This is a genomic window from Stenotrophomonas sp. A3_2 (genome assembly GCF_036624925.1).
Taxonomy (GTDB): Bacteria; Pseudomonadota; Gammaproteobacteria; order Xanthomonadales; family Xanthomonadaceae; genus Stenotrophomonas; species Stenotrophomonas hibiscicola.
Genome location: NZ_JAZKVY010000194.1, coordinates 97,634 through 124,040, shown reverse-complemented (window position 1 = coordinate 124,040; position 26,407 = coordinate 97,634). Strand labels below are relative to the sequence as shown.

Genomic DNA, 26,407 nt, shown 5'->3' with positions numbered 1-26,407 from the left:
CATGAACTTCAAGACCATCTACAACCGCGCCAGCGAGCGCCTGGTGCGCGCCTACGAGCGCGCTAAGGGGTACGTAGCGCTACGCATTGCCCTCGCCTCGCAGTGGCTCCTGGAGCGCCTGCGCGAGACCTCCCGTCGCACCTACACCGGCTGGCTGTTCGTCGTCGTGTTCCTGGCGCTGCCCTACGTCGTCCTCGGCGGCCTGTGGGAGCACCTGCGGAATGCCGCGGAGCGCCTGTGGGATGACGTGAACGACATCGAGTGGGCTGCGTTCACCCCGAGCTACTGGCGGGAGCACATCAAGCAGTGACCACGCTGGCCTTTGACGGCCGGCTCGTTGCTATCGACTCGCAGGTCACCGCTGGTGATCTGCGGTACGAGGAGGAGAAGTTCTACCGCACCACCGACACCACCGGGCGCGACCTGGTGGTGTTCGGCGCGGGCACCACTTCCCACATCCAGCGAGCCGTGCGCGAGCTGTCGGAGGGATTCGACGAACTGACCAAGGGCGAGTACACGATCCTCGTGGTCGGCCTGCGGGACAACCCGGTGGCCTTCTACCACGACGGTCTCCCTCTCGACCTCCGGCGCGACTTCCTCGTCGCCGGTAGTGGTGGTGCGATTGCCCTGGCCGCCATGAAGGCAGGCCACAACGCGACCGAAGCAGTCCTCATGGCCTGCTCGACGGACCTCTACAGCGGTCCTCCGGTGCAGACCTACGACACGGTTACAAAGCGTTTCCTAAAACGCCGGACCTGAACTACTGGCGCATGGACGCGCCTAAACAGGAATGCCGATTTGGCGAGTCCTATCAAGGGCGCTCATGAGTTCTTTGATGCGGTACGGCTTCGGGAGAAAGGTCGCCCACTGGTGAGCGTCAGGGAGCTGCGGGTTCGGCACCCCGGACGCGAACATGTAGGGAATTCGGTGCGACAGCAGGTAATCGGCGACGGACATTGATGCTCCGTCCTGCGTCTGGATGTCTAAGATCGCCGCGTGAAATGCTTTCGCCTCTATGCGGTCGAATGCATCGGCAGCGGAGGCGACCACATCGACCTCGTAACCCTGCATCGCCAGGATTTCCTTCAACATCCCTGAGAGGTCAGGATCATCTTCCATGACCAACAACGAGCCGAGCCGACCCTGGCTGTATGCATCCGTAGCCATCGCGCGTTCTCCCACGCCTACGTTCCCCAAACGGTTCGTACCGTACACGACGGCCAGTTAAAAGACAGGAAACGACTCTACCTGAAAGTGAACAGTTCAGCTATCACGCCAATTCTTCATCCTTGAACCACCACATTACAGCCAAGACGACAAACCAAACGATCAGCGGGACGCCAATCGTGAATTCCACGAGTAGGCCTCTCATGTGCTCGTGCTGCGCGGCCTCAGTCAGTGCAGAATCCAGAATTGGCACCGCATCGGCCACCACGCTGTACGCGGTCGTGTCATCGTTTATGACCTCGCGGGTACGTTCGACCAGCTCCCGTGCTGCTCGAAGCTTCGCGTGCTGATATGCGGCGGGCACTCCAGCACAGACCAGCGAGAGGACAGTGACCAGCGCCGCCAAGCGAATGAGGAGGGTATTGAGCGATGCCATAGATGCTCGTTGTAATGTCTATGCCAACCGCTAAGTTTATTCGACCACGGAGCACTGGGAGGGCTTGACAAGGGTGCTATCATAGTAAGACCTAAGTATTACTCTAGCAGGACTATAGAGTTCTATTCATTGGTATTCACCATCAAGTAGAGCTACAGTTCTCCTATGCACTCCTGGGGTGTTCCTCTGTCCTCCTTGGGTGCCACTGCGGCGGACTAGACCTCCGTCCCATCCTTGATGACCCATAGCACCACGCCCGCACCAATCCAAGCGAGCGCCGGGATGCCCAAAGCGAGCTGGAGAAACAGGTTGCGGGAATTGCGGTTGCTGATGAGGTCATTCGTCGCGGCGTCAAACGTCCGCACCGCCTCATCAACCAACACCTGCGGCGAGGCGTCGTTCTCGATGATCTGCTCGTTCCAGGAACGCAACTCCTCAGCGCTCCTTACGCCGGTCTGAAAGTACGCGGCAGGGAGTCCTGCGAGCACTAAGGCCAGGACGGTGATCGCGGTAGCGGTTCTTATCGTGTATCGGCGGGCGTACATAACGTCTCCTCGAAGTGACAGAGGTGGTCGAAAGGTTTGCGGCAAATTTCCGAAGGAGTATCCAACTACTTGGAACGGCGCGATCACCCCCGTAGGGGGTCGCCCCCTGTAGCGTAAGGCACGATGCGCCCCCTTCGCGTCACCTGCGGCGTCACCACCTCGGCTAACCTACTGATTCCAAAGGTGAACCACCGGATTAGGTATCCAGTGCCTAGGCAATCCCATGCGATACCTGGGCAACCTGCGGACATCCGCGCTCAAACGTTCGCGCCCCTGTCTGTCCCTATCTGTCTTTTTGCCCTGACCGCCACGCGCCCACCTCGGCACCACCTCGGCACACCTGCCGACCACCTCGGCACACCCTGCCCGGCCTATGCCCACCTGCCGCCCACCACGGCCAGCCAATGCGCCACCACGGCCCACGCAAGGCCCGCCACGGGCACCCCTACCGCCCCGCCTATAGAAGCTCCCCACGCGCGCGCTAGGCGCTCCCTGCGACCATCCAAAATCGTTGCCATCGGGGTATTGACAGCCATGCGGGGATTGATCTAATCTATACCCGTCGCCAGCAACACGGCGGCAGCGGAAAAGGCGGCGACAGACGTGCGACCGATGGATCGACAGCACCTAGAGCTTATCCCGCCAGCACTGAGGACTAGCCCCAAAGGCCCCTAAGCGCACCGCAGGTAACGTCCGGCTCAACCATCCCCCTACCGGGAGTGATTGACAAACCGGGAGCAAAAGGGCATAATGCCCACCATCGAACAACGGCCGCAGGGTGCGGTCGGGACAGTAGGAAAGGGGCAGGCAGGAGCGCCGCCCACGGCAGAACGCGGGGAGCTGGGAACACTAGCCGCGCCGGGAAGTGTAAGGGCCGATGAAGGCCGCCACGGATACCGGGTCACCGCCAGAAAGAGCGGGGCCATCTGTACGGGATTCCTAGGCGAGCTGGAGGCGCTCCCGGAAGCTGGCGACGGTCAGATTCCATGCCTTACGAGCATGAGTCTGACCGCCAAAGCGCCCCTACCGTTGTGATGGGGCGTTTTGGTGGTCCGATTCACTGGAGAGCAACCCATGACGATGATCCCGTTTGATATGACCGCCCGCGACTACTACGTGGCCGGTTGCATCCGCCGCGGCATCCGCGAGCACCGCGCCCGACTCAACGAGCGGGAGCGCCAGGCGAACAAGAACCGCACCCAAGTTGCGCCTTGTCCATCCCCCGTTGTCATATGATCCCCTTTCGTCAACCCGATTTTCCACACCCCGCCGACGTGTGACGGCGGGTCTTTTTTGGAGCTACCATGAGCACCAATGGACCACTGGAGGACTTGCAAGTGCGCAAGCTCACCGCTGAGATTCGCAAGATCAACCGCGAGATCGACAAGCTGATGATGGAGACCCGGTGGTATCCGCTGGTGGTCGCCACGGCCTTTGTGGCTGGCATCGTCACGCTGACCAAGTTGTTCCTCTAACCGCGCCCTACCCCAATCCCCCGAAGCCGCCGCAAGGCGGCTTTTTTGTTGCCCGGAGAAAGCCATGAATCTCGACAAGTACGCACCGAAGATCGCCGCCGACATAGCGCGGGCGTTGGTGGACCTCGCGCTCGCCAAGGGCTATGCCATTTCCGTCAACGATGGCGAGGAGTGGACGGTGAAGCGTGGACGCGACCGGCAGATAGTGCTGGAAGCGCTGGCGACCACCGACGCCGACACGCTGGTATTCCGCCGCGAGGATGGCAGCCGCGTCGGTTTCGTGTGGCTGATCTGGCAGAACGGGGCCGACGTAGCGAGCGACTGGAGCGCAAACGAGGACACCGACGCGCTGGTGGAGCCGGTGCTGCGCGGGCTGGGGGTGCTGTGATGGAACTGCGCACCTACGGAACCCGCAACGTGTTCCTGGCACAGCCGGGGCGCTATCACGAACAACTGGCGGCGACCGCGATGACGCCGCAGCAAGCCGAGGAGTTCGCCACCGTGGTCAACCGCGCAATCAGGGATACCGACTTCGACCCCATCGACCTCGCGCAGCTGGCGAGTGGGTGGACGTGGCCCGAGCCGAGCAGCACTGCGCCGCTGGGCATTGAGGACTCGCAATTCCTTGTCGAGGTGGCGCGCATGCTGCACCGCCTCTGGCAGGAGGTCGGCGAGCAGTGGAGCGGCGTGTGGGCCTACGACATCGCCGACCCGCTGGGCGGATGGCTGTCGAGGAACGGCATCGACCACGAGACCGCCGATGGTGTGGCGCGCGCCGAGCAGCAGGCCCGCGCATGGATCGCCGAGGGCATGGGAGCCGCGCGATGAGCTACCGCGAGGAGGACATCATGTTCGAGACCGAAAAGGCGTGGGTGCTGCGCAAGGGACCGAACCATTTTGAGGTCTACAAAATCGGCCTCACCCACTCGACACGCCACGGCATTTTTCACAACATCCCCGGCGCACTGGATCGCGCCATCGAACACGCAAAGGGCCTGTCGCAATGAGCAATGACAACGAGCTGGCTGTACCTGCCGGTGACAAGCTGGTCACCCTGGGCGACCGATCGGTCTCCTACGGTCCCCGCCAAGAGTTCGACGGGAGCGTCGAGCCTTGCGCACCGATGGCCGCGCAGTTTTGGGGCGTCTACCGCTGGGCCGGTAAGGACCGCTGGTGGTGGATTGCCGACGTGGCCGACGAGGACACCGCCCGCGCAGTGGCCGCCGCCTACCTGCTGAACGTCAAGCCCGATTGGGCGCACTGACCGATAACCACCCCTGATCCCGAGGCCCGCCTAGTGCGGGCCTTCGCATTTCTGGAGCACACCATGCAAATCTACGTTGCCTGCCTTGCCTCATATAACGCTGGCGTCCTGCACGGCGAGTGGATCGACTTGGAGGGACGCGACGCCGACGACGTGCGCGATGAGATTGCCCGCATCCTGCGCGAGTCGCCGCACCCGAACGTGACCGTTGATTGCCCGGATTGCGGCGGTACTGGAACCACATACGTCCCCCGAGTATTCGGCGGGGCGGAATGCACGGCGTGTGGCGGAAGCGGCAAGGTCGCCAGCGCCGAGGAGTGGGCCGTCCACGACTACGACGACGTGTTCGGGGATACCTGGGGCGAGCACCCCGACCTGGACAAGCTGTGCGCATTGCAAGAGCGGCTGGACGAGTTGCACAACGACACCGAACGCGCTGCCTACACGGCCTTCTGCGACCACGAGGGCCTCGACGATGTGACCGTGGAGCAGTTCCACGAAGCCTACGTGGGCCAGTTCGATAGCTGGGCCGACTTTGCCGAGAACTATGTGGACGAATCGGGGCTTCTCCACGGCGTGCCCGACGCCCTCTCCCGCTACTTCGACTACGAGAGCTATGGCCGCGACATTCGGCTCAACGGTGACGCGTTTGAGGTGAGCGGCTTCTACTTCTGGAGCCGCTAACGCCGCTTCCGCAAGACCCTGCGCCAATACAGGTATGTGCGATGCGCCGGCACCGAGCTAGTCCACACCCATACGACTAGGTGAAGGGCCGTAATGGCGACTTCTACGCGGGGGTCAATCATCGAACGGTCCTTGGGGTCGGGAGTGGCGATCACGCCCTTCAGCCCTAATCATAAGGCCAATCTCGATATTTGGCACTCATTGTTCCATTTGTAGCACTTGCATAACAGGAGACTTACATATGCGTAACGCAGATTTCACCGCAAACTCGACCCTGGTGATCGTCAACGTGGCCCTCCGCGTCCACCAGTTCGGCCCGTTCTTGGTATTCGAGCGGGAGGTTTTGGTCCTGCATGAACGGACCTACGAGGTGCCCGAATGATTCGGACCATCAATTTCGACCATAACGAGAAGCGCGGCGCTCTCCGCGCGATGCTCGGCCTACTCAACGAGCGCGTCCAGTTCTCGGTCGTCCCCGAGGACTGTGGCTGGCGGGTGTCGTATCCGGTCCCACCCGCGGCCCCAACGGAGACCCCGCGGCCATGACTTCACTGCACCAGTCGGGATCAATCTCTCCCGTGGTACTTGATTCCTACGGACGCGCCATCATTGTGGCCTGTAGTCTGCCCGACGGCAGCGTCATGCTGTCGGGCTGCGCATCCGCAGACGACCAGGGGGGCGTTCTCAGTCTATGAGTACGGTGAGACGGACAATAGCCAGCGCGGTAGTCCGCGTAGGGCAAGGACTGTTTTTTGCATCCGTGGTCGGGGCCATTGTGACCCTGGCGGCGATGCTGGCACTACCGTTCTTAAAACACTGAAACGTAAGACCTTTTTGTGGAGCGCAGCCGGGGGTGGCGGCGCATTACAACGCCGTGAGCAGGGGACAGGACGGCCCCTTCGCAGGGCAGAAGTACCTGGACCTGTTCGTGAAAGCCTTTGGATATGAGATCGGAATCGACCCCTCCCCCACGCCTTGGCAGCGTGGTTTCTGGATGGACAAAATTGGCAAGAATGCCATCAACATTGGCTTGGGCCTTGTAATCCTTACATTGCGGCTCCAAGATAGACCCTGATGGTTTCCCAAGGGGGAACCATCCCCTTACGGAAAATGAGCGCACCATGAATCTCTCGCAGAAAGAACTGACGGCCATTCTCACAACCGCACTGTCAGCCTTCCGGGAAGAGATCGACGAGGACATCACCGCCACCCGCATCCTCACCCTACTCGCCGTTGTGGACGAGCCGGGCATTCAGCAGGTGGACCTTGAGCGCGTCCTCGGCGGACTCTCTCCCTCCGCAGTGAGCCGCAATGTGCTCGACCTGTCGTCTATCAAGCGTAACCGCGAGCCGGGGCCTGACTTCCTAGAGCAGCGCCCTGATCCCGCCTACCGCAAGCGCAACCTGATCTTCCCGACGACCAAGGCGCTGCACTGGCTGGCTTCGCTCGCAGAACGTGTCAACCGCAAGGTGACGGCGCGCGTCGCAGCCGCCTAACCCCCAACACCCCGTTGTGCCCCGAGGCCCGCCTAGTGCGGGCCTTTTTCATTTCTGGAGATACACATGGCCCTTCGCCTCAAAGGGACCGCGCCCAAGCCGGGTGCGCCCGATAAGCGCTACTACATGCTCGACGTGCAGGAGGGATACCGGCGCGTGCGCTTGTCCACCGGCACCCGCGACCGCGTGGCAGCCGAGCGCAAGGAGCAGGCGGTCCTCGACGCCCTGCGCGACGACCCCGAGATTGCAGAGGACGCGCTGCGGGAGCTGATTCGGGGCAAGTCCCGGTCGGTGCAGATGGCCGTGGCGAAGGCCAAGGTCCGCCAGCGCACCCTCAAGGACGCGATGGACGACGCGCTGGACGACCGCAACTTTTGGGGCAAGCTCCGGTCCATCGACACCGTGCGTACCAACTGCAAGGTGGTCCAGAGCTACCTGGGCGAGGAAACGCCCATCAACGACATCACGCAGGCCGCGGTCAACGACATGGCGCAGCGCATGCTCGCCGACAAGGCGGCTCCCGCCACCGTGAACCGCAAGATGCAGTGCCTCCTTGCCCTACTGAAACGCGAGAGGAAGGCCGGCCGGTTCTTGGGAGAGCTGCCCGAGTACAGCTTGGCCGACGAGAGGGACAACGCACGCACGTTCGTCCTGAACGTTGAGGACGAGGAATTGATCCTGGCGCGGCTGCTGGAGTGGGACACGCTCCCGAACGGCCCTGCCGGAGGGCACCCACGGGTGCGCGACGGGGCGGACTACCGCGACCTGTTCGTGTGCCTCGCCGACCTGGGCTGCCGCATGAGCCAGGCCATCGGCATCCGGTGGTCCGAAGTAGTCGATCAGGGCGGAAGGCTCCACGTCCGCTTCTGGCGGCACGCTACGCTCAAGAAGGGGCGTCCCCGCACCCTACCCTGCACCGCCCGTGTCGCCGAGGTTCTACAGCGGCGCAAGGACGCCCTGGCGGCCACATCGGACGGCCCCTTCACGATGCTCAATCGCACGCGCGCCGACCGGCTGTGGCAATGGGCCATCAAGGGGACACATCTCGCTTCCGAGAAGGAGTGCGTACCGCATGCGCTCCGCCATACGTGCGCCACTCGGCTGCTGCTGGCGACCGGCAACATCAAGCTCGTGCAGGAGTGGCTCGGACACCGCGACATCCAGACCACCTCAGCGGTCTACGCGAAGGTACTGGCCGAGCAATCGCTCCAAGGCATGTCTGCACTGGAGCAGTTCCGCCTCCCAGCCGCCTCGAACGGAACAGGTGACGTTCCGAGACAGGGATCAATTGCCAAATCGGGAATCCAATAGGACAACTGACCGTCGCCAGCTTATTTTTCAATCACTTAGGCAATCTGTGCTCGGCCAGATGGTGCGAAAGGCGGGACTCGAACCCGCACGAGGTCACCCTCACTGGAACCTAAATCCAGGGCGTCTACCAATTCCGCCACTTTCGCGTGGCCGGCTCAGGCGTTCATTGTCGCAGGCGATGGCAGGAATCGGAAGGCCTGCACAAAACTGAACATGGCGATCGCGCGGCGCGCGCGTTGGACCACCCCGGGGAGCGCAAGCTGATCCGGGGTGGCAGGGTTCACTGCTGCGGCCTGGCCTTGGCCGGCGCCGTATCGGACCCCGACTCGGCCGCAGGATCCACCTTGCGGATCTCCACGCCCCCGTCTTCGGTGCGCCGCAGTGCCGCCGACTCCGGCGTGGCCTTGCGCACGTCCACCGAACCATCCGCATTGCGCTGCACGTCCACCGCGTCGGGCAGGGCCTCCCCTTCCGCGGGCTGAGCCGGCTGCATCTGCATGGCCTCACCCACCGGGCGCGCCGGAGCGCTCTCGGTGCCAGCATCGCGTTCGACGGTCTGCGCGGGATCGTTGGTTGGCGTGCAGGCCGCCAGTGCCAGCAACGCGAAGGGAACCCACAGCGTGCGGTGCAATCGATTGATATCAGCCATCAACATCTTCCTTCGTGCATGCGCCACTGGCGCGGAAGATCCATTGGGTGCGATACAGGACGCGACGCGGTGAGAAGCAGCGCACAGCATTGAAAACACTGATGACGCGTATGCCCCTGATTTCAGCATCGCTTCAGTAGATCCACGCCATTCATGGATGACGTGCGACCGGGCGTGCAGGCATCCGCACGCTCAACCCGGCGCGCAGACAAGAAAAAAGCCACTTGGCGAACCAAGTGGCTTTCGTCTGGTGGGCTGTCAAGGATTCGAACCTTGGACCTATTGATTAAGAGTCAACTGCTCTACCAACTGAGCTAACAGCCCGAAATCGGGGCGCGAATTATGACCCGATCCGCTCGGTGGGTGCAAGCGCTTTTCTCAACGCCGTTGAAACCAGCACTGCGATCCCGCTGCCGTTGCAGATCCGCGCCGAGCGGGGCCTGCAACGCGTGATCCATCCAAATGAAGGAGTCACACTTATAAGAAAAAAGCCACCTGGCGTACCAGGTGGCTTCTGTCTTGGTGGGCCGTCAAGGATTCGAACCTTGGACCTATTGATTAAGAGTCAACTGCTCTACCAACTGAGCTAACGGCCCGTGAAACTCAGACGCACATTGTAGCGTGCATTCTTCTTATTGCAATACCGTTTCGGCTGCGCCGGCACGGTTGAAACAGTGGGGTGGCTGAGGGGATTCGAACCCCCGACCACCGGAATCACAATCCGGTACTCTAACCAACTGAGCTACAGCCACCACTGAAACGCTTGTTCCTGCCGATGCGGCTGGCAACGGAACTTGAAACCTTTGCCTGGAGACTGTCACCGAAGTTCCGGTCCGCCGAAGCGAGTCCGATATTCTGGTGGAGTCTTTACGCTTTTGCAAGCACTTCTTCACATCGGCCGATGCGATCCCGTTACTCGCCGATGGCGCGCCCGACAGGAATCGAACCTGTAACCGCCGGCTTAGAAGGCCGGTGCTCTATCCAGTTGAGCTACGGGCGCCCGAACCGGAACGGTGTCCAATCCGACGTGACGTGGGATTGGTCGGGGTAGAGGGATTCGAACCCCCGACATCCTGCTCCCAAAGCAGGCGCGCTACCAGACTGCGCTATACCCCGGTCTTGCAATCCCCTCGGGCCAGGCCCGGGGAGTCGTTCATTGTGGCCAAGCACATCGTGAGCTGTCAACGCAGGCGAGACCAGCCATGAAACCGCCACGGCGCCATGCGTGGTCATCGGCTATGCTCGCAGACATCGGCCGGACGGCCGTCCCGACCTTTCATTCGCACGGAGAACACGCATGCGCAGCGGCAATCCGGCTCTTTCCGAGTCGACCTTCCTCGACCTCGCCAGCGGCTCGGTGGTGACCAGGCCCGACCAGGCAATGACCCTCAACGGCACCGTCAACAAGACCGGCTTCCTGTTGCTGTTGACCGTGCTGACGGCCGCTTTCGCCTGGAACCAGACCATCGATGACTACGGCCAGGTCATGGCCGGAGCCAAGCTGTATGCCATGGGCGGCGCCATCGGCGGCCTCGTGCTGGCGCTGATCACCGTCTTCAAGAAGGAATGGTCGCCGGTCACCGCGCCGATGTACGCGCTGGTGGAAGGTCTGTTCCTCGGCGCCATCTCGGCCGTGTTCAACGCCAAGTTCCCCGGCATCGTGTTCCAGGCCGTGCTGCTGACCTTCGGCACCCTGTTCGCGCTGCTGTTCGCGTACCGCAGCGGCCTGATCAAGGCCACCGAGAACTTCAAGCTGGGCGTGATCGCGGCCACTGGCGGCATCGCCCTGCTCTACCTGGCCTCGTTCGTGCTGGGCTTCTTCAACATCAACGTGCCGGTGATCCATGACTCCGGCTGGCTGGGCATCGCCTTCAGCCTGTTCGTGGTGGTCGTGGCCGCGCTGAATCTGGTGCTGGACTTCGACTTCATCGAGACCGGTGTCGCCCAGCGCGCGCCGAAGTACATGGAGTGGTATGGCGCATTCGGCCTGATGGTGACCCTGGTCTGGCTATATGTGGAGTTCCTGCGCCTGCTGTCGAAGATCCAGCAGCGCTGAACCGGATAGAGCCATAAACGACAAAGGGCGCCTTCTGGGCGCCCTTTTCTCTTTGTTACGCATCGCTGCATTTCCCGGCTAGCCAGTCGCGCCCACCTGTGCAGCGTAGTGCGCCGCAAGGTGCTCGACCAGCGCGCGCACTTTCGGCGCCAGCGCCCGCGCATGCGGATACAGCGCGAAGTAGCGCCGCTGCCCGGCGTGCCAGGCGGGCAGCACACGGATCAAACGACCGGCGCGCAGGTCTTCCTGCACGGTCAGTGCGGTGAACAGGCTGATGCCCATGCCCGCCAGCGCGGCGGCATACAGCGCCGGCGTTGCATCCACCCGCAGGCGTTGCCCGGCCTCGATGCTCGCGCTGGCGCCGCGCGGCCCCTGCAGCTGCCAGGGCGACATCGCCGCTGCAGGACTGAACCCCAGCAGCGCGTGCTGCGCAAGGTCCGACGGCTGACGCGGCAGGCCATGACGCGCCAGGTAGGCCGGTGCGGCGACCAGGATGCGCGGGCAGCTGGCCAGCTCGCGCGCGACCAGCTGGCTGTCCGGTAGCGAGGCTGCAATACGCAGCGCCAGGTCGAAGCCACCACCGACGACATCGACGAGCTGATCATCGGCCGACAGATCCAGCGCGACCTGCGGGTAGCGCTGCAGGAAGGACGGCAACCAATGCGGCAGCTCCTGGCTGGCCACCACCTGCGGCACGCTGATCCGCACCCTGCCACGGGGTTGCGCCTGCCCGGCGCGGGCACGATCGTCCGCCTCCTGCAGGCGGTCCAGCAGCGTTGCCGCCTCGCGATAGTAGTCGCGCCCGGCCTCGGTCAATGACAGCCGGCGGCTGTTGCGATCGAGCAAGCGAACCTGCAGATGTTCTTCCAGCTGGCGCAACTGCCGTGACATCGCCGAATGGGTCGTCCCCAGTCGTTCCGCAGCAGCAGTGAAGCTGCCCGCGTCGACGATGGCGCGCAACGCACGCAGGGCGGCGAAATGATCCATCGGCGGGTGGCTCCACATGGCGGGACCCGCGGCGCGCGGGCCCCGCCAGCTTATCAAGCGCCGTCGCCTGCCCTGCGCACCGACAACGACAGGATCGTATCGGTACTCATGACATCACCGAAAGCGTCTTCGACCTGCGCCAGCGAAGCCTCGTGCAGCGCGCGATGATCGATGCGACGGCCGCCGGCCAGATCAAGGTCGCGGCTGGCACTGGCATCGGACGCCACGATCACCCGATAACCGCGCGGTGCGGCAGCAGCATCGCGCGCGGCACCTGCCACGCAGGCATGGGTCTGCAGGCCGGTGACGATCAGGGTGTCGATGCCAGCGTTCTTCAGCACCTGGTCGAGCACGGCGGCCGACGCGCCGGCGAATACGCTGACGTTGTCCTTCTGCACCACGGTCTCCCCTTGGCGCGGCTGCAGGTCGCGATGGAAGGCCGCATTGACGCTGCCCTGCGCGAACAGCGGTGCACCGGCAGGCAGCACGTGCTGCACATGGATCACGCGGATGCCGTGGGTATCGGCGAACCGCACCACCCGCTGGGCCTGGCGCAGCGCGGCCACGCCCTCGGGGATCACCATGCGGCCACCGGCAAAGCCCGGTGCGGCCTCGGCATCGAAGTACTCGTTCTGGAAGTCGATCACCAGCACGGCGGTCTTCGCCGCATCCAGCGAAGTGACAACAGGCACGCCAGCCATGTGGCGGATGGTGGGATGGGCCGGTTCGGCAGCGGCGACCGGGGTGGTGGCGGCCATGCCGATCAGGCTGGCCAGGCCGAAGGCGGTGAGGTTCATGTCCAAGCTCCTGTGCAGTGGAAAGCGGGCACAGGATGCCGAGCGCACGGCGCACGAACCAGCCGCGTAGCGGCACATGATCTGTGCGATATACGCACAGAAAATCCCCTGTAGAGCCACCCCATGGGTGGCTGCGGACCGTAGGGGGCCCCGTCATCCACGCATGGCGTGGATCTACCGAGCCAGCCCACAACGCAACGGGGCGCCCGAAGGCGCCCCGCTGTAGATCCAACCGAGGTCGGCCAGCCGCTTACAGGCGGCTGGCGATGGCCCGGGCAAAGCTCATGGTGGTACCGGTACCGCCCAGGTCGCCGGTCAGCGAATCCTTGGCTTCCATGGTCGCCACGATGGCCTTGCGCAGGCGTTCGGCGTTTTCCGGCTGGCCAATGTGGTCCAGCATCTGCGCGGCTGCCAGCAGCAGCGCGCACGGATTGGCCTTGCCCTGGCCGGCGATGTCCGGCGCGGTGCCGTGCACGGCTTCGAAGATCGCCGCGTCCTTGCCGATGTTGGCACCCGGGGCCAGGCCCAGGCCGCCGACCAGGCCGGCGCACAGGTCGGAGATGATGTCGCCGAACAGGTTGGTGGTGACGATCACGTCGAACTGTTCCGGACGCATCACCAGCTGCATGCAGCAGTTGTCGACGATCATTTCCTGGAATTCGATGTCCGGGTACTGCGCGGCCACTTCACGGGCGACGTTCAGGAACAGGCCCGAGGTCGACTTGATGATGTTGGCCTTGTGCACGGCGGTGACCTTCTTGCGGCCGGTGCTCTTGGCCAGCTCGAAGGCGTAGCGCACGATGCGCTCGGAGCCCTTGCGGGTGATGCGGGTGCCGGAGAACGCGGTCTCGCCGTCGGCAGACACTTCCTGGCCTTCGGCCAGGTAGGCACCTTCGGTGTTCTCACGAACGGTGATCAGGTCGACGTTGTCGAAACGCGACTTGGTGTTCGGGAAGGTGTGGGCCGGACGCACGTTGGCGTACAGGTCGAAGTGACGGCGCAGGCTGACGTTGATCGAGGTGAAGCCACCGCCGACCGGGGTGGTCAGCGGGCTCTTCAGCGCGACCTTGTTGCGCGCGATCGATTCCAGGGTCACCGCCGGCATCAGGTCGCCGTGCTTTTCCAGGGCCACCAGGCCGGCGTCAGCGTCTTCGTACTCCAGGCCAGTCTTGAGCTGGTCGAGCACGAACAGGGTGGCGTCCATGATTTCCGGGCCAATGCCGTCGCCGCGGATGACCGTAATTTTCTGCGTCATTGATCGATGTTCCGAACAGGGGGAAAAACGCCGTCCGGACGTGCCCGGAAACGCCGGCGCAAAGGAAGTTTCACCGGCAATTATGCCTGAGCCGGGGCCGAGGTCCCAAATAGACCATGGTCCCAGTCCCCGGCTCAGGCAGAATTGCCCGCGCATCCCGCCTTAACCCTGCGCCTGTCGGCGCGCCCCCTTGAACAACAAGGGGGCTCCTGGGCTGTTGGATTGCGGGGAAGGCCCCCTTGCAGGTCCGGTAGTGCCGGCCGCTGGCCGGCAACCCCGGCCATGTCGGGTTCAGGTGATGCCGGCCCGCGGCCAGCACGCCCCTCAGTGCTCGTGCGCGGCTGGCGCGGCGGCGCCGCCTTCGAGCTGGTCGAGGAAGTCGACCGCGCGGCGCAGGTGCGGGATCACGATGGAACCACCGACCACCAGGCCGACCGAGAAGGTCTCGAAGAACTCTTCGCGGGTCACCCCGGCGTCCTTGCACTGGGCCACGTGGTAGCTGATGCAGTCGTCGCAGCGCAGCACCATCGAAGCCACCAGGCCCAGCAGTTCCTTGGTCTTCACGTCCAGCGCGCCGGCCTGGTAGGTCTGCGTGTCCAGCGCGAAGAAGCGCCGCACCACCTGGTTCGGTTCGCCCAGGATGCGTTCGTTCATGCGCTTGCGGAAGTCGGTGAACTCGGCGATGCGGTCCTTGCTGCCGTCGTCGGCCGCGCTCATGCCTGACCCTGCCCGGCCAGCAGCGGCTCGAGCTTGCCTTCACGGTGCAGGGCCATCATGTCGTCGTAGCCGCCGACATGGACGTCGCCGACGAAGATCTGCGGCACGCTGGTACGGCGGGTCTTGGCCACCATCTTCTCCCGCTCGGCCGGGTCCAGGTCGATGCGGACCTCGGTCCACTGCTGGCCCTTGCTCTTCAGGAAGTTCTTGGCGGCCACGCAGTACGGGCAGACGGCGGTGGAATAGATGGTGATGGCGGGGGCACCGCCGGCGGTCTGGGCTGTCACGGGAAACTCCACGATGGATCGACGGTCTACATATGGTACCGGTGCGCTGGAATTTCCACGCCACGGCCGCAACACTGTGGATTAACGAATGGTTGCCCCCTGCCCTGCCACGCTTGGCGCGCCCCGCCCGAGGACCCCCTGCTTGCGAGCCCTGCTGCTGACTACCGCCGTCACCCTGGCCCTGGCCGTGCCGCTGGCCCAGGCCCAGGCCCAGGAGAAGCTGCCCGACATCGGCTCCTCGGCCGGTGAGCTGCTGACCCCGGCCCGCCAGGCCGAGTACGGCGCGATGATGCTGCGCGAGCTGCGCAACTATGGCTACCTGCTGGACGACCCGCTGGTGAACGACTGGCTGCAGACCATGGGTACCCGGCTCGGCTCCAACAGTGACCAGCCACGGCAGCCCTATACCTTCTTCGTGATGAAGGACCGGCAGATCAACGCCTTCGCCACCCTCGGCGGCTACATCGGGGTCAATGCCGGCCTGGTGCTGACCGCCGAGCGCGAGGACGAGGTGGCCGCGGTGCTGTCCCACGAAATCGCCCACGTTACCCAGCAGCACGTGCTGCGCGGGGTAGAGCGCGCCCAGCGCGACCAGATCCCGATCCTGCTGGGCATGCTGGCGGCGGTGGTGGCCGCGCAGGCCAGCAACAGCACGTCCTCCGGCAACGCGACCATGGCCGCGATCAGTTCCGGCATGGGCCTGATGCAGCAGCGGCAGATCAACTACACCCGTTCCAACGAGTCCGAGGCCGACCGCCTCGGCATCCGCACGCTGTCGCGCAGCGGCTACGACGTGGATGCCATGGCCGGCTTCTTCGAACGGATGGCATCGGCGATGCGCGGCAACGAAGGCGGCTACAGCGTGCCCGAGTTCCTGCGCACCCACCCGGTCAACATCACCCGCATCAGCGAGGCCAAGGCCCGCGCCGAGCAGATGAAGAAGGACACGGTGCTGCTGACCACCACCACCCCCAGCGGCGAGCGCAGGGAGCGCGTGGACCCGGCCGACCCCAGCCTGGCCGAGCCCCTGCTGCGCGGAAACAACCCGCTGCTGCCCAGCAACGTGCTGCGCATCCCGATGGGCCAGCTCAGCCGCGGCGCCAGTGGCGACTTCGACTGGGCGCGCGAGCGCCTGCGCGTGCTCAGCGCGGACTCCGCGCCCGAGCTGGAACGCGAGTATGCCGACCTGGCCAAGCGCCAGGAGGACGGCCTCAACGATGCCCAGCGCTATGGCCAGGCGCTGGCTGTGATGCGCGGCGGTCGCGCCGGCGCCACCCAGGCCCGGCAGACCCTGGCCGGCCTGCTGCAGGCCCGGCCGGACAACCTGTGGCTGGCGCTGGCGCTGGGCGAAGCGGAGTCACGGGCCGGCCAGGCCGCCCAGGCCAACAGCCGCTTCGAGCAGTTGCTGCGCCAGCACCCCAACAGCCGCCCGGTGGCACTGACCTATGCCGAGATCCTGAACGAACAGGGTACCCGCGAGGCCGGCCAGCGCGCGCAGGCCATGCTGCGGCCCCTGCTGTCGCAAAGCGGTAACGATCCGGTCTTCCAGCAGCGATATGCCCGCGCCAGCGAGCTGGCCGGCGACAGCGTGCGTGCCAGCGAGGCCTATGCCGAGGCGGCCTTCCTCAGCGGACGGCCGGAGCAGGCGCTGCTGCAGTTGCAGGCGCTCAAGCGCAACCCGGCACTGGATTACATCGGCCGTGCGCGGGTTGACGCGCGCATCGAATCGATCACCCCGACCGTGCTGGAGCTGCGCCGCCAGGGTGTGCAGGATCCGGACCTGGACCGGCGCTGAGCGCTGCATGACCGGCCGATGGCAGTCCCAGCCGGTTCCAGGCCGGGTAGTCACAAACATGTCATCAAACCGTAGTCTACTGGCACCACTCCAGTAACCGAGCCCTACGGTGTCCTCGTGCAGAAACGCATCCTGATCGTCGATGACGAGCCCGCGATCCGTGAAATGGTCGCCTTCGCCCTTCGCAAGGGCGATTACGAACCGGTCCACGCCGGCGATGCCCGGGAGGCCCAGACTGCGATCGCCGACCGCGTCCCCGACCTGATCCTGCTGGACTGGATGCTGCCCGGTACGAGTGGCCTGGACCTGGCCCGTCGCTGGCGCAAGGAAACGCTGACCCGCGAAGTGCCGATCATCATGCTGACCGCGCGCGGCGAAGAGAACGACCGCGTTGGCGGCCTTGAAGCCGGCGTCGACGACTATGTGGTCAAGCCGTTCTCGGCGCGCGAACTGCTGGCCCGCATCCGCGCGGTGATGCGCCGCGCCCGCGAGGACGACGAGGACGGCAGCGTGGCGGTCGGCCCGATCCGCATCGATGGCGCGGCGCATCGCGTATTCGCCAATGACCAGCCGGTGCCGATCGGCCCGACCGAATACCGCCTGCTGCACTTCTTCATGACCCACCCGGAGCGCGTCTATACCCGCGCCCAGCTGCTGGACCATGTGTGGGGCGGCAGCGTGTACGTGGAGGAGCGCACCATCGACGTGCACATCCGCCGCCTGCGCAAGACGCTGGAACCGTTCAACGCCGAGAACATGGTGCAGACCGTGCGCGGCGCCGGCTACCGTTTCTCCACTGCCACCTGAGTCTCGTCGTGCCGGCGCCAAGCACCTGCGGGTGCCGGTGCCGGCAACTCTGCTATAACCCTCGGTTCACCCCAGTGAACCGCCGCACCTCAACGACGAGATCGCAATGCCCCGCCACATCCGCTCTGCCTGGTTGAAGACCCTGGCCACCGTTGCCGCGGTGCTGCTGTTCGCCGGACTGGTGGGGTGGTTCACGGGCCATCTGTGGTTGTGCATCGCACTGGGCGCGCTGGCGACCCTGGCCTGGCATTACTGGCGCCTGCGCAGCGTTCTGCGCCGGCTGACCGCTCGCCAGCGCTGGGACACCGCCGAGGAAGGCAGCGGCGTCTGGAACGAGCTGGACCGCCTGCTGTACCGCAACCAGGTGGAAATGCGCGTACGCAAGCGCCGCCTGCTGGACATGCTGCGCAGCTACCGCGCCGCTGCCGCCGCGCTTCCCGATGCGGTGGTGGTGCTGGACCGCAACAGCCAGCGCGTGCAGTGGTTCAACGAAGCGGCTACCGCCCTGCTCGGCCTGCACCATCCCGGCGACCTTGGCGAGGCCCTGGTCGAACGCCTGCAGCCAATGCCGCTGGCGCACTGGCTGGCCGGTGGCCGCAACGCCGAGCCGATCCTGGACGTGCCCTCGCCGGTCGACCCGGCGATCCGCCTGAATCTGCGCCTGATTCCCTATTCGTCGGATTACTGGCTGCTGATCGCGCGTGACGTCAGCAAGCTGCTTCGCCTGGAACAGGTGCGCCGCGACTTCGTGGCCAATGTTTCACACGAACTGCGCACGCCGCTCACCGTGGTCCACGGCTACCTGGACATGATGGACCCGGAGGATTTCCCGGGAACCGGACCGATGCTGGAGGAAATGCGCAAGCAGAGCCAGCGCATGGCCCAGCTGGTGGAAGACCTGCTGACGCTGTCGCGCCTGGAATCGCAGGAACACAGCGAGGAAGAGACCGTGGCCATGCAGCCGATGCTGGCAACCCTGCGCCGCGAGGCCGAAGCGCACAGCCAGGGCCGCCACCAGATCAGCATCGACGATCTGGCCGGCGTCGACCTGCAGGGCTCGACCAAGGAGCTTCACAGCGCCTTCTCCAACCTGGTCACCAACGCGGTGCGCTACACCCCGGCCGGTGGCCGCATCGCGGTGGAGTTCCGCCGCGAGGGCGACGGCGCCGTGCTGGCCGTGCGCGATTCCGGCTACGGCATTCCCGCCACGCACCTGCCGCGCCTGACCGAACGCTTCTACCGGGTTTCCAGCAGCCGCTCACGCGAGAGTGGCGGTACCGGACTGGGCCTGTCGATCGTCAAGCACATCCTCGGCCTGCACCACGCACGGCTGGAGATCGAAAGCGAAGTCGGCAAGGGCTCGGTGTTCTCCTGCCATTTCGATGCCGACCACGTGCGCCCGCGCGAGTCCGCCCCCCTGACCTCCATCGAAGAATGACGCCATGAGCAGCCTCGGATCCCTCCCCCTCCCCGTGAGCCCGGACAACGATCCGTTGCGCGACCCGGCGCTGTACATCAACCGTGAGCTGTCGCAGCTGGATTTCAACTTCCGCGTGCTGGCCCAGGCGATGGACCCGCAGGTGCCGCTGCTGGAGCGCCTGCGCTTCATGTGCATCTCCTGCACCAACCTCGACGAGTTCTTCGAGATCCGCGCCGCCGCCGTGCGCCACGCGCAGGAGTTCGGCCTGCCGCCGGCACCGGACGGGATGAGCCCGCAGGCCATCCTCAGCGCCATTCATGACCGCGCCGCCGAACTGGTTGACCAGCAGTACCGCTGCTGGAACGAGACGCTGCGCCCGGCGCTGATGGACGCCGGCATCGGCGTGCTCGGCCGCCATTCCTGGACCGATCGACAGAGGCGCTGGCTGCGCGCGTATTTCCGCAACGAGATCATGCCGGTGCTGTCGCCGCTGGGCCTGGACCCGGTGCATCCGTTCCCGAAGATCCTCAACAAGTCGCTGAATATCGTGGTGGTGCTCAAAGGCACCGACGCGTTCGGCCGCGCCGGCCACCTGGCCATCGTGCGTGCGCCGCGCTCACTGCCGCGCATCATCCAGCTGCCGGAAAAGCTGGGCGGATCACAGAATTTCGTGTTCCTGTCGTCGGTGCTGTCCACCTTCGTCGATGAGCTGTTCCCGGGCATGGAAGTCCAGGGCGCCTACCAGTTCCGCGTTACCCGCAACTCCGAGCTGGTGGTGGATGAGGAGGAAGTGGAAAACCTGGCGCTGGCGCTGCGCGACGAGCTGGTGGACCGCGGCTACCGGCCGGCGGTGCGCCTGGAGATCGCCCACGACATGCCGCGTGAGATCGTGCGCACCCTGCTGCAGAATTTCGGCCTGACCGAGAACGCGGTCTACCGCATTGATGGCCCGGTCAACCTCAACCGCATCATCCAGCTGTACGACCTGATCGCGCAGCCGGACCTGAAGTACCCGCCGATGACCCCGCGCACCCTGCGCGACAGCGACGGCATCTTCGAGACAGTGACACGCCAGGACCTGCTGCTGCACCATCCGTTCGATGCCTTCACCGCGGTGCTGGACCTGATCCGGCAGGCGGCGATCGATCCGAACGTGCTGGCGATCAAGCAGACCCTGTACCGCACCGGCAAGGATTCGCTGATCGTCGATGCACTGATCCAGGCCGCGCGCAACGGCAAGGACGTGACCGTGGTGGTTGAACTGCGCGCGCGCTTCGACGAGGAAGCCAACCTGGGCCTGGCCGATCGCCTGCAGGAGGCCGGCGTGCAGGTGGTGTACGGCGTGGTCGGCTACAAGACCCACGCCAAGATGCTGCTGATCGTGCGCCGCGAAGGCCGCAAACTGCGCCGCTATGTACACCTGGGCACCGGCAACTACCACAGCGGAACCGCCCGCGCGTACACCGACATCAGCCTGATCACGGCTGACCCGGACATCGGCAACGACGTGCACCTGCTGTTCCAGCAGCTGTCCGGCCTCGCCTCGAAGATGAAGCTCAAGCGCCTGCTGCAGTCGCCCTTCACTCTGCATACCGGCATCCTCGGCCGCATCGAGCGCGAGACGCGCATCGCCGCCGCCGGCCGCCCGGCGCGGATCATCGCCAAGATGAACGCGTTGAACGAACCGCAGGTGGTGCGCGCCCTGTACGCGGCCTCGCAGGCCGGCGTGCAGATCGACCTGATCATCCGCGGCGCCTGCACCCTGCGCCCGGGTGTGCCGGGCATCTCGGACAACATCCGCGTGCGCTCGATCGTCGGCCGCTTCCTGGAACACAGCCGCGTCTACTGGTTCGGCAACGACGGCGCTCCGGAAATGTACTGCGCCAGCGCCGACTGGCTGGAGCGCAACCTGCTGCGCCGGGTCGAGACCTGCTTCCCGATCCTCGACCCGGAGCTGGCCAAGCGGGTCTATCGCGAAGTGCTGCAGAACTACCTGGACGACAATCTCAACGCCTGGGAACTGGATGCCGACGGCATCTACCACAAGCGCGCGCCGGCGCACGACGAAGCGCCGCATTCCGCGCAGATGGCATTGATGCAGGGGCTGTAGTCCTGCCCCGGTGGATCCCGACCGCTGGTCGGGATTCGATCAGTGCCGACGAACGGTCGGCACCCACCCACAGCGGGATCTGACCCCTTGCCATCGTGCTGCACGCCTCCTTCCAAAATGTGAAGGCCGCGCGGTGACGAGCACACCGCCCCTTCGGCTAACATTCGTCCATGCCGCATACCACCACGACTCCGCCCGCATTGCAGGATGGCGACCTGCTGGCCGCCATCGACCTTGGCTCCAACAGTTTCCACATGGTCATCGCGCGCTACACGCTCGGTCAGCTGCGGGTGATCGACCGCCTGCGCGAGACGGTGCGCATGGCCGATGGCCTGGATGGCAAGGGTGGTCTCTCTTCCGCTGCACGCCAACGTGCACTGGAATGCCTGGCCCGCTTCGGCCAGCGCATCCGCAATGTGCCGCCGCACCGGGTGCGTGCGCTGGCCACCAACACCGTGCGCCAGCTGCGCTCGCCGCAGTCGTTCCTGGTTCCCGCCGAAACCGCGCTCGGGCATGCCATCGAAGTGGTCAGCGGTCGCGAAGAAGCGCGCCTGATCTACCTGGGCGTGGCCCATGCGCAACCACCCAAGCCCGGCCAGCGCCGGCTGGTGATCGATATCGGCGGCGGCTCCACGGAATTCATCATCGGCATGGGCATGCAGACCCTGGAGCGCGAAAGCCTGCAGGCCGGCTGCATCGCCAGCACACGGCGTTTCTTCCCTGGCGGCAAGCTGAGCAAGAAGCGCTGGAAGGATGCGCTGGCCGAGATCGGCCGTGAGTTCCAGCCCTTCGCCAGCAAGTACCGTGCGCTGGGCTGGCAGGAAGCCCTGGGTTCTTCAGGCACGCACAAGGCGATCAGCGAGATCTGCGCAACGATGAAGCTGAGCAAGGGCGCGATCACCGCCGAGGCCCTGCCGCAGCTGCGCGATGAACTGCTGAAGGCGAAGAAGATCGACGACATCCAGCTGCCCGGGTTGTCCAGCGACCGCCGCCCGATCATCGCCGGCGGGATCCTGGTACTGGAAGCCGCGTTCCAGGCGCTGGGCCTGCAGAAACTGCTGGTGAGCAAGGCCGCGATGCGCGAAGGCATCCTGTATGACATCGTCGGCCGCGCCGGCGAGAACGACCTGCGTGATGAATCGGTGGCCGCACTCAGCCAGCGCTACGGCATCGATACCGTGCAGGCCGAGCGGGTGCAGGAGACCGCGCTGTCGCTGCTGGAACAGGTGCAGGATCGCTGGAGGCTCGATGCCGACGATGCGCGCATGCTCGGCTGGGCCGCGCGCCTGCACGAGCTGGGCCTGATGATCGCGCACAGCGGCTACCACGTGCACGGCAGCTATGTGCTGGAGCACTCGGATATCGCCGGCTTCTCGCGCCAGGAGCAGCAGATGCTGGCCGCGCTGGTGCGCAGCCACCGCCGCAGCGTAACCAAGACCGCCTTCGACGCCCTGCCCGAGCGCCTGCTGCTGACCGCACGCCGGCTGGCCGCCCTGCTGCGCCTGGCGGTGCTGCTCAACCGTGCCCATGAGGACGATCCGCTGCCGGCACTGGAACTGACCGCCGACGACAACCGCCTGTCGCTGATCGTGCCGCAGGCCTTCATCGATGCCCGGCCGCTGCTGCGCGCGGACCTGATCGGCGAGACCGATGGCATCGCCGGGCTGGGCATCCAGTTCCGGCCGTTCGTGGCCTGAGCGCCGCGCCCCCACGAGGGGAGTAGGTCACACACCGTTACAGTTGGCGCACGTGCCCCGCATAGATCTGCTGCGATGCAGCAGATCATGTCGAGCAAGCGCATTCAGCGTGACCGCTAAGCGACTGCTTTTGTTGAGCTTTCGTGAAATCTGATGAAGAAAGCTGGTACAAACCGACATATCCTCTTTACAGAGACTTAACCAACGAGACTACTATCGGGTCATCGGTCCGCTTGTCGGCGGCCGATTTCTTCGACGCCCTTTTTGGCGTCCCTGCACGACCTTAGAGAGAGAGAGCTCGTCATGACTTCACGTACTACCCCCCTGGGGCAGGCCATCCGCTACGCCCTGGCAACCACGGCGGCGCTGGCCGCCCTGCCTGCGTTCGCCCAGAGTGGCGGCACCGCCGCGCCGACCACCCTGGATCGCATCGAGATCACTGGCTCGCGCATCCGCCAGGTGGACGTGGAGACCGCACAGCCGGTCCTGGCACTGAGCCGGCTGGACATCGAGCGCCAGGGCTTCAGCTCGGTGGCCGACATCCTGCAGAACGTCACCGCGATGGGCAGCCCGGCGATCAGCCGTGCCAACGCGCTGAGCGCTGGCGAGAACACCGGCGGCACCTATATCGACATGCGCAACCTGGGCGCGCAGCGCACCCTGGTGCTGGTCAATGGCAAGCGTCTGGGCATCAGCACCTCCGGCTACCAGGACGTGTCCTCGCTGCCGGTGTCTGCGGTGGAGCGCATTGAAGTGCTGAAGGACGGCGCCTCGGCCATCTACGGTTCCGACGCGATGGCGGGCGTGATCAACATCATTACCCGCTCCAACGTCAACGGCGTGACCGCCAATGTCTACCACGGCCAGTACAGCGAAGGCGACGGTGCCCGTGACCGCTTCGATGTGGTCGGCGGCTGGAGCAACGATCGCGTGTCGCTGACCCTGGCACTGGAGCACTCCGAAGAAAAGAGCGTCTGGGCAAAGGACCGCTGGTTCAGCAAGTACGGCGTGAGCGACCGCCACCCGAACGACGCCTCCAACTGGACCACGCTGAGCCAGTGGGGCCAGGTTACCGGCCTGAAGGGCGGCCCGGGCTGCACCAACGCCACCCAGGGGTGTGGCTACTCGCTCAACCGCGGCGCTGACCCGACCAACCCGGCCAACTACCACCTGACCGACGCAACCCCGTTCACCGGCGACGTCAGCAACGCCAACGAACAGATGCACGTCATGTATCCGCTCAAGCGTGATTCGGTGTACTTCGACGGTCGCTTCAAGATCACCGACCAGGTCAACCTGCGCACCGAATTCGGCTACAACAAGCGTTCGGCCGAGCGCCAGATTGCAGGCTACCCGCTGCAGTCCAGCTCGGTGTCCATCTCCGGTGACCCGACCGCCACCGGCCTGATGTCCAAGGACAGCTACTTCAACCCGTTCGGCACCCAGCACGGCTATGCCAGGCCAACCGACGTGGCCTGGAACCGCCGCACCTGGGAAATCCCGCGCGTGAGCACCAGCGAACTGAAGACCTACCGTGCGGTAGTGTCGCTGGATGGCAGCTTCGAGATCGGCCAGCGCTACTTCGACTGGGACGTGGGCTACCAGTACAACCGCAACGAGCTGACCGCCACCGCCACCGGCAACCTGCACAAGAAGCGCGTGCGTGACGCCGTGGGCCCGTCGTTCCTGGATCCGGCCACCGGCAAGGTGATGTGTGGCCGTCCGGGCGCGGTGATCAGCGGCTGCACGCCGTGGAACCCGCTGGTGCCCTACGGCAGAAACGATCCGAACGGACTGACCGGCAATGAAGAGCTGATGGCCTGGCTGTTCCCGGCGGAGCACACCACCGGCCGGACCACCACCAAGAACGCGTTCGCCAATCTGTCCGGCAGCATCCTGACCCTGCCGGCCGGCGACCTGGGCTTCGCCTTCGGTGTGGAAAGCCGAAAGGAAGATGGCCGCTACACCCCCGACGCTCTCGCCCAGACCGGTGCCACCACCAACCTGGCCGCTGGCCCGACCGGTGGCAGCTACAACGTGAAGGAAGCCTACCTGGAACTCAACGTGCCGGTGCTGGCCGACCTGCCCGGCGCACGCGAGCTGAGCTTCAATGCCGCTACCCGCTATTCCAAGTACAACACCTTCGGCAACACGCTCAACAGCAAGTTCGGCTTCAAGTGGAAGCCGATCGACCAGCTGCTGGTCCGTGGTACCTGGGCCGAGGGCTTCCGCGCACCGACCATCAACGATCTGTACGGTGGTGGTTCGGAAACCTTCGCGCAGTTCAGCGACCCGTGCGACACCGTGTTCGGCTCGGCCAAAGGCAGTGCCGAAGTCCGCGCACGGTGCGCACGTGACATCGCCGATGCAGCCAACTTCCGCCAGCTGAAGCAGGGCAACACGCCGGTAACCACGGCGCAGGATGCCACCCCGACGCCGTTCGTGTCCGGCTCCAACCCGCTGCTGGTTCCGGAGACCTCGACCAGCAAAACGCTGGGCCTGGTGTGGAGCCCGACCTTCCTCAGCAACTTCAACGTGGCGCTGGACTGGTGGAAGATCCGCATCGACAACACCATCGTCGGTGACAGCCCCAACCAGATCCTGAAGGATTGCTATGAGCAGGGCATCGAATCGCGCTGCAGCCGCTTCACCCGCGATCCGTCCAACGGCATCGTCACCGGCCTGAAGTTCGGCAACCGCAATGCCGGTTTCGCCGAGACCGAGGGCTACGACCTGGATGTCAGCTATCGCGTCGACACCGGCTACGGCAAGCTGAGCGCAGGTTGGACCAGTACCTATGTGAGCAAGAACGTCTACCGCTCCACCAATGATGTCCGCGATGCGATCACGCCGATCAACGGCGTTGCCAACACCATCGGCACCGCTACCAGCCTTGCGTTCCGCGTGCGCTCGAACCTGGTGCTGGGCTGGGATGTGGGTGACTTCGGCGTCAGCTGGACGGCACGCTACTACTCCGGTGTGAAGGAGCGCTGCCTCAACGCCTCGCGGTATGCCGACGAATGCTCCGATCCGACCTTCCTGGCTCCGTGGCTGAAGTCGCCGACCGCCTACAACGAGCGGGGCGCGGTAACCTTCCACGACGTGCAGTTCCGCTACAACCTGCCGTGGGAGGCAACCGTGTCGGTGGGTGCCAACAATGTGTTCGGCAAGGAAGCGCCGGTGATGTACAGCAAGCCGAACTCGTCGTTCTCCTACTACGGTGGCTACGACATCGGTCGTTTCATGTACATGAAGTACCAGCAGCGCTTCTGATCCATCCACGCTGTTGAAGCTCGACGACCACGGCCCTTCGGGGCCGTGGTTTTTTTCTGCCTCCGCGCAGACTGTCGCTTTCCACATTGACCTTGATGCGTTCAATCAGGGGCACGGTCCTCTGATCTGCTTCCGCCGCACGGCCACTGTTTGCAGCAATCGATTGATTTACTTCTGCT

The 26,407-nt window shown here is 64.8% G+C and carries 28 protein-coding genes and 6 tRNA genes; 19 read left to right on the top strand and 15 right to left on the bottom strand.

All coding sequences use genetic code 11. The features are described from left to right. Position 1 precedes the first annotated feature (1 nt). Together R5H29_RS06205 and R5H29_RS06200 are read left to right on the top strand one after the other, a co-directional pair. The gene (locus R5H29_RS06205; RefSeq protein ID WP_005412388.1) at positions 2–310 is read left to right on the top strand and encodes a hypothetical protein; all 309 of its coding nucleotides are present in this window, start codon (positions 2–4) and stop codon (positions 308–310) included. Continuing rightward, positions 307–759 (top strand): hypothetical protein, encoded by a 453-nt coding sequence (locus tag R5H29_RS06200; RefSeq protein WP_005412387.1) that lies wholly within the window; start codon positions 307–309, stop codon positions 757–759. The genes R5H29_RS06205 and R5H29_RS06200 overlap by 4 nt, the downstream gene beginning before the upstream one ends. A gap of 21 nt (positions 760–780) precedes the next feature. Here R5H29_RS06200 and R5H29_RS06195 read toward each other — a convergent pair whose 3' ends face one another. From R5H29_RS06195 to R5H29_RS06185, 3 genes are all read right to left on the bottom strand, one after another. Further along, positions 781–1,119 (bottom strand): response regulator, encoded by a 339-nt coding sequence (locus tag R5H29_RS06195; RefSeq protein ID WP_157173538.1) that lies wholly within the window; start codon positions 1,117–1,119, stop codon positions 781–783. 151 nt (positions 1,120–1,270) lie between these two features. Next, complete coding sequence (locus R5H29_RS06190) at positions 1,271–1,603, bottom strand: hypothetical protein (protein WP_032961798.1); 333 nt, start codon at positions 1,601–1,603, stop codon at positions 1,271–1,273. A gap of 215 nt (positions 1,604–1,818) precedes the next feature. Beyond that, positions 1,819–2,148 (bottom strand): hypothetical protein, encoded by a 330-nt coding sequence (locus R5H29_RS06185; protein WP_032961796.1) that lies wholly within the window; start codon positions 2,146–2,148, stop codon positions 1,819–1,821. 1,074 nt (positions 2,149–3,222) lie between these two features. On the opposite strand from R5H29_RS06185, the gene R5H29_RS06180 reads away from it, so the two are divergent. From R5H29_RS06180 to R5H29_RS06135, 10 genes are all read left to right on the top strand, one after another. Beyond that, the gene (locus R5H29_RS06180; protein ID WP_155029018.1) at positions 3,223–3,384 is read left to right on the top strand and encodes a hypothetical protein; all 162 of its coding nucleotides are present in this window, start codon (positions 3,223–3,225) and stop codon (positions 3,382–3,384) included. A 68-nt stretch (positions 3,385–3,452) separates the two neighbouring features. Further along, positions 3,453–3,623 carry a hypothetical protein gene (locus tag R5H29_RS06175; protein WP_167692992.1) on the top strand — a complete coding sequence of 57 codons (171 nt, stop codon included), beginning with the start codon at positions 3,453–3,455 and terminating at the stop codon, positions 3,621–3,623. Positions 3,624–3,687: 64 nt separating this feature from the next. Next, positions 3,688–4,011, top strand: a complete 324-nt coding sequence (locus R5H29_RS06170; RefSeq protein WP_332328927.1) for a hypothetical protein — start codon at positions 3,688–3,690, stop codon at positions 4,009–4,011. Continuing rightward, the gene (locus R5H29_RS06165; RefSeq protein WP_111007479.1) at positions 4,011–4,451 is read left to right on the top strand and encodes a hypothetical protein; all 441 of its coding nucleotides are present in this window, start codon (positions 4,011–4,013) and stop codon (positions 4,449–4,451) included. Before R5H29_RS06170 ends, R5H29_RS06165 begins: the two co-directional genes overlap by 1 nt. After that, on the top strand, positions 4,448–4,630 hold the full coding sequence (locus R5H29_RS06160) for a hypothetical protein (protein WP_049397876.1): 183 nt from the start codon (positions 4,448–4,450) through the stop codon (positions 4,628–4,630). Before R5H29_RS06165 ends, R5H29_RS06160 begins: the two co-directional genes overlap by 4 nt. After that, on the top strand, positions 4,627–4,887 hold the full coding sequence (locus R5H29_RS06155; protein WP_032961791.1) for a hypothetical protein: 261 nt from the start codon (positions 4,627–4,629) through the stop codon (positions 4,885–4,887). The genes R5H29_RS06160 and R5H29_RS06155 overlap by 4 nt, the downstream gene beginning before the upstream one ends. A 63-nt stretch (positions 4,888–4,950) precedes the next feature. Further along, entirely contained in the window at positions 4,951–5,571 is a 621-nt protein-coding gene (locus tag R5H29_RS06150) for an antirestriction protein ArdA (protein WP_032961789.1), read from the top strand. A gap of 241 nt (positions 5,572–5,812) precedes the next feature. Continuing rightward, on the top strand, positions 5,813–5,953 hold the full coding sequence (locus R5H29_RS06145) for a hypothetical protein (protein ID WP_005412379.1): 141 nt from the start codon (positions 5,813–5,815) through the stop codon (positions 5,951–5,953). Positions 5,954–6,692: 739 nt separating this feature from the next. Next, entirely contained in the window at positions 6,693–7,067 is a 375-nt protein-coding gene (locus R5H29_RS06140) for a hypothetical protein (RefSeq protein ID WP_005412378.1), read from the top strand. A 66-nt stretch (positions 7,068–7,133) separates the two neighbouring features. After that, entirely contained in the window at positions 7,134–8,378 is a 1,245-nt protein-coding gene (locus R5H29_RS06135; RefSeq protein WP_332328926.1) for a site-specific integrase, read from the top strand. Between the two features lie 59 nt (positions 8,379–8,437). Here R5H29_RS06135 and R5H29_RS06130 read toward each other — a convergent pair. The 7 genes from R5H29_RS06130 to R5H29_RS06100 all read right to left on the bottom strand — a co-directional run bounded on the left by R5H29_RS06130 (position 8,438) and on the right by R5H29_RS06100 (position 10,143). Continuing rightward, a tRNA-Leu gene (locus tag R5H29_RS06130) sits at positions 8,438–8,524 on the bottom strand. Positions 8,525–8,658: 134 nt separating this feature from the next. Continuing rightward, a complete protein-coding gene (locus tag R5H29_RS06125; RefSeq protein ID WP_332328925.1) occupies positions 8,659–9,027 on the bottom strand; it encodes a hypothetical protein in 369 nt (122 codons plus the stop codon). 248 nt (positions 9,028–9,275) lie between these two features. Next, a tRNA-Lys gene (locus R5H29_RS06120) sits at positions 9,276–9,351 on the bottom strand. Positions 9,352–9,547: 196 nt separating this feature from the next. Continuing rightward, positions 9,548–9,623: transfer RNA gene (locus R5H29_RS06115), tRNA-Lys, on the bottom strand. A 79-nt stretch (positions 9,624–9,702) separates the two neighbouring features. Next, positions 9,703–9,779 (bottom strand) — tRNA-His (locus R5H29_RS06110). 171 nt (positions 9,780–9,950) lie between these two features. Next, positions 9,951–10,027, bottom strand: a tRNA-Arg gene (locus R5H29_RS06105). Between the two features lie 39 nt (positions 10,028–10,066). Continuing rightward, positions 10,067–10,143, bottom strand: a tRNA-Pro gene (locus R5H29_RS06100). A gap of 181 nt (positions 10,144–10,324) precedes the next feature. Between R5H29_RS06100 and R5H29_RS06095 the strand changes: the two genes are divergently transcribed. Continuing rightward, complete coding sequence (locus R5H29_RS06095) at positions 10,325–11,083, top strand: Bax inhibitor-1/YccA family protein (protein WP_332328924.1); 759 nt, start codon at positions 10,325–10,327, stop codon at positions 11,081–11,083. A 78-nt stretch (positions 11,084–11,161) separates the two neighbouring features. On the opposite strand, the gene R5H29_RS06090 is transcribed toward R5H29_RS06095, so the two are convergent. The 5 genes from R5H29_RS06090 to grxC all read right to left on the bottom strand — a co-directional run bounded on the left by R5H29_RS06090 (position 11,162) and on the right by grxC (position 15,126). Beyond that, positions 11,162–12,070, bottom strand: coding sequence for a LysR family transcriptional regulator (locus tag R5H29_RS06090; protein ID WP_019659532.1), 909 nt, complete (start codon positions 12,068–12,070; stop codon positions 11,162–11,164). A 53-nt stretch (positions 12,071–12,123) separates the two neighbouring features. Next, positions 12,124–12,867: a cysteine hydrolase gene (locus R5H29_RS06085; RefSeq protein WP_332328923.1), complete on the bottom strand. Its 744-nt coding sequence runs from the start codon at positions 12,865–12,867 to the stop codon at positions 12,124–12,126. A gap of 250 nt (positions 12,868–13,117) precedes the next feature. After that, a complete protein-coding gene (locus tag R5H29_RS06080; RefSeq protein WP_058980324.1) occupies positions 13,118–14,122 on the bottom strand; it encodes an isocitrate dehydrogenase in 1,005 nt (334 codons plus the stop codon). Between the two features lie 324 nt (positions 14,123–14,446). Beyond that, positions 14,447–14,839: a carboxymuconolactone decarboxylase family protein gene (locus R5H29_RS06075; protein ID WP_005408260.1), complete on the bottom strand. Its 393-nt coding sequence runs from the start codon at positions 14,837–14,839 to the stop codon at positions 14,447–14,449. Beyond that, positions 14,836–15,126, bottom strand: a complete 291-nt coding sequence (grxC, locus tag R5H29_RS06070; RefSeq protein WP_019659535.1) for a glutaredoxin 3 — start codon at positions 15,124–15,126, stop codon at positions 14,836–14,838. Before grxC ends, R5H29_RS06075 begins: the two co-directional genes overlap by 4 nt. Positions 15,127–15,214: 88 nt before the next feature. Here grxC and R5H29_RS06065 point away from each other — a divergent pair, with 88 nt between their 5' ends. The 6 genes from R5H29_RS06065 to R5H29_RS06040 all read left to right on the top strand — a co-directional run bounded on the left by R5H29_RS06065 (position 15,215) and on the right by R5H29_RS06040 (position 26,228). Then, entirely contained in the window at positions 15,215–16,921 is a 1,707-nt protein-coding gene (locus R5H29_RS06065; protein ID WP_193743837.1) for a M48 family metalloprotease, read from the top strand. 117 nt (positions 16,922–17,038) lie between these two features. Continuing rightward, positions 17,039–17,728 (top strand): phosphate regulon transcriptional regulator PhoB, encoded by a 690-nt coding sequence (phoB, locus tag R5H29_RS06060; protein WP_005408258.1) that lies wholly within the window; start codon positions 17,039–17,041, stop codon positions 17,726–17,728. Positions 17,729–17,834: 106 nt separating this feature from the next. Then, complete coding sequence (gene phoR, locus R5H29_RS06055) at positions 17,835–19,166, top strand: phosphate regulon sensor histidine kinase PhoR (protein WP_332328922.1); 1,332 nt, start codon at positions 17,835–17,837, stop codon at positions 19,164–19,166. 4 nt (positions 19,167–19,170) lie between these two features. Next, complete coding sequence (gene ppk1 / locus R5H29_RS06050) at positions 19,171–21,258, top strand: polyphosphate kinase 1 (RefSeq protein WP_019659538.1); 2,088 nt, start codon at positions 19,171–19,173, stop codon at positions 21,256–21,258. A 170-nt stretch (positions 21,259–21,428) separates the two neighbouring features. Then, positions 21,429–22,955, top strand: coding sequence for an exopolyphosphatase (gene ppx, locus R5H29_RS06045; protein ID WP_019659539.1), 1,527 nt, complete (start codon positions 21,429–21,431; stop codon positions 22,953–22,955). Positions 22,956–23,258: 303 nt separating this feature from the next. Continuing rightward, on the top strand, positions 23,259–26,228 hold the full coding sequence (locus tag R5H29_RS06040; RefSeq protein WP_227844981.1) for a TonB-dependent receptor domain-containing protein: 2,970 nt from the start codon (positions 23,259–23,261) through the stop codon (positions 26,226–26,228). The last annotated feature ends 179 nt before the right edge of the window (positions 26,229–26,407 follow it).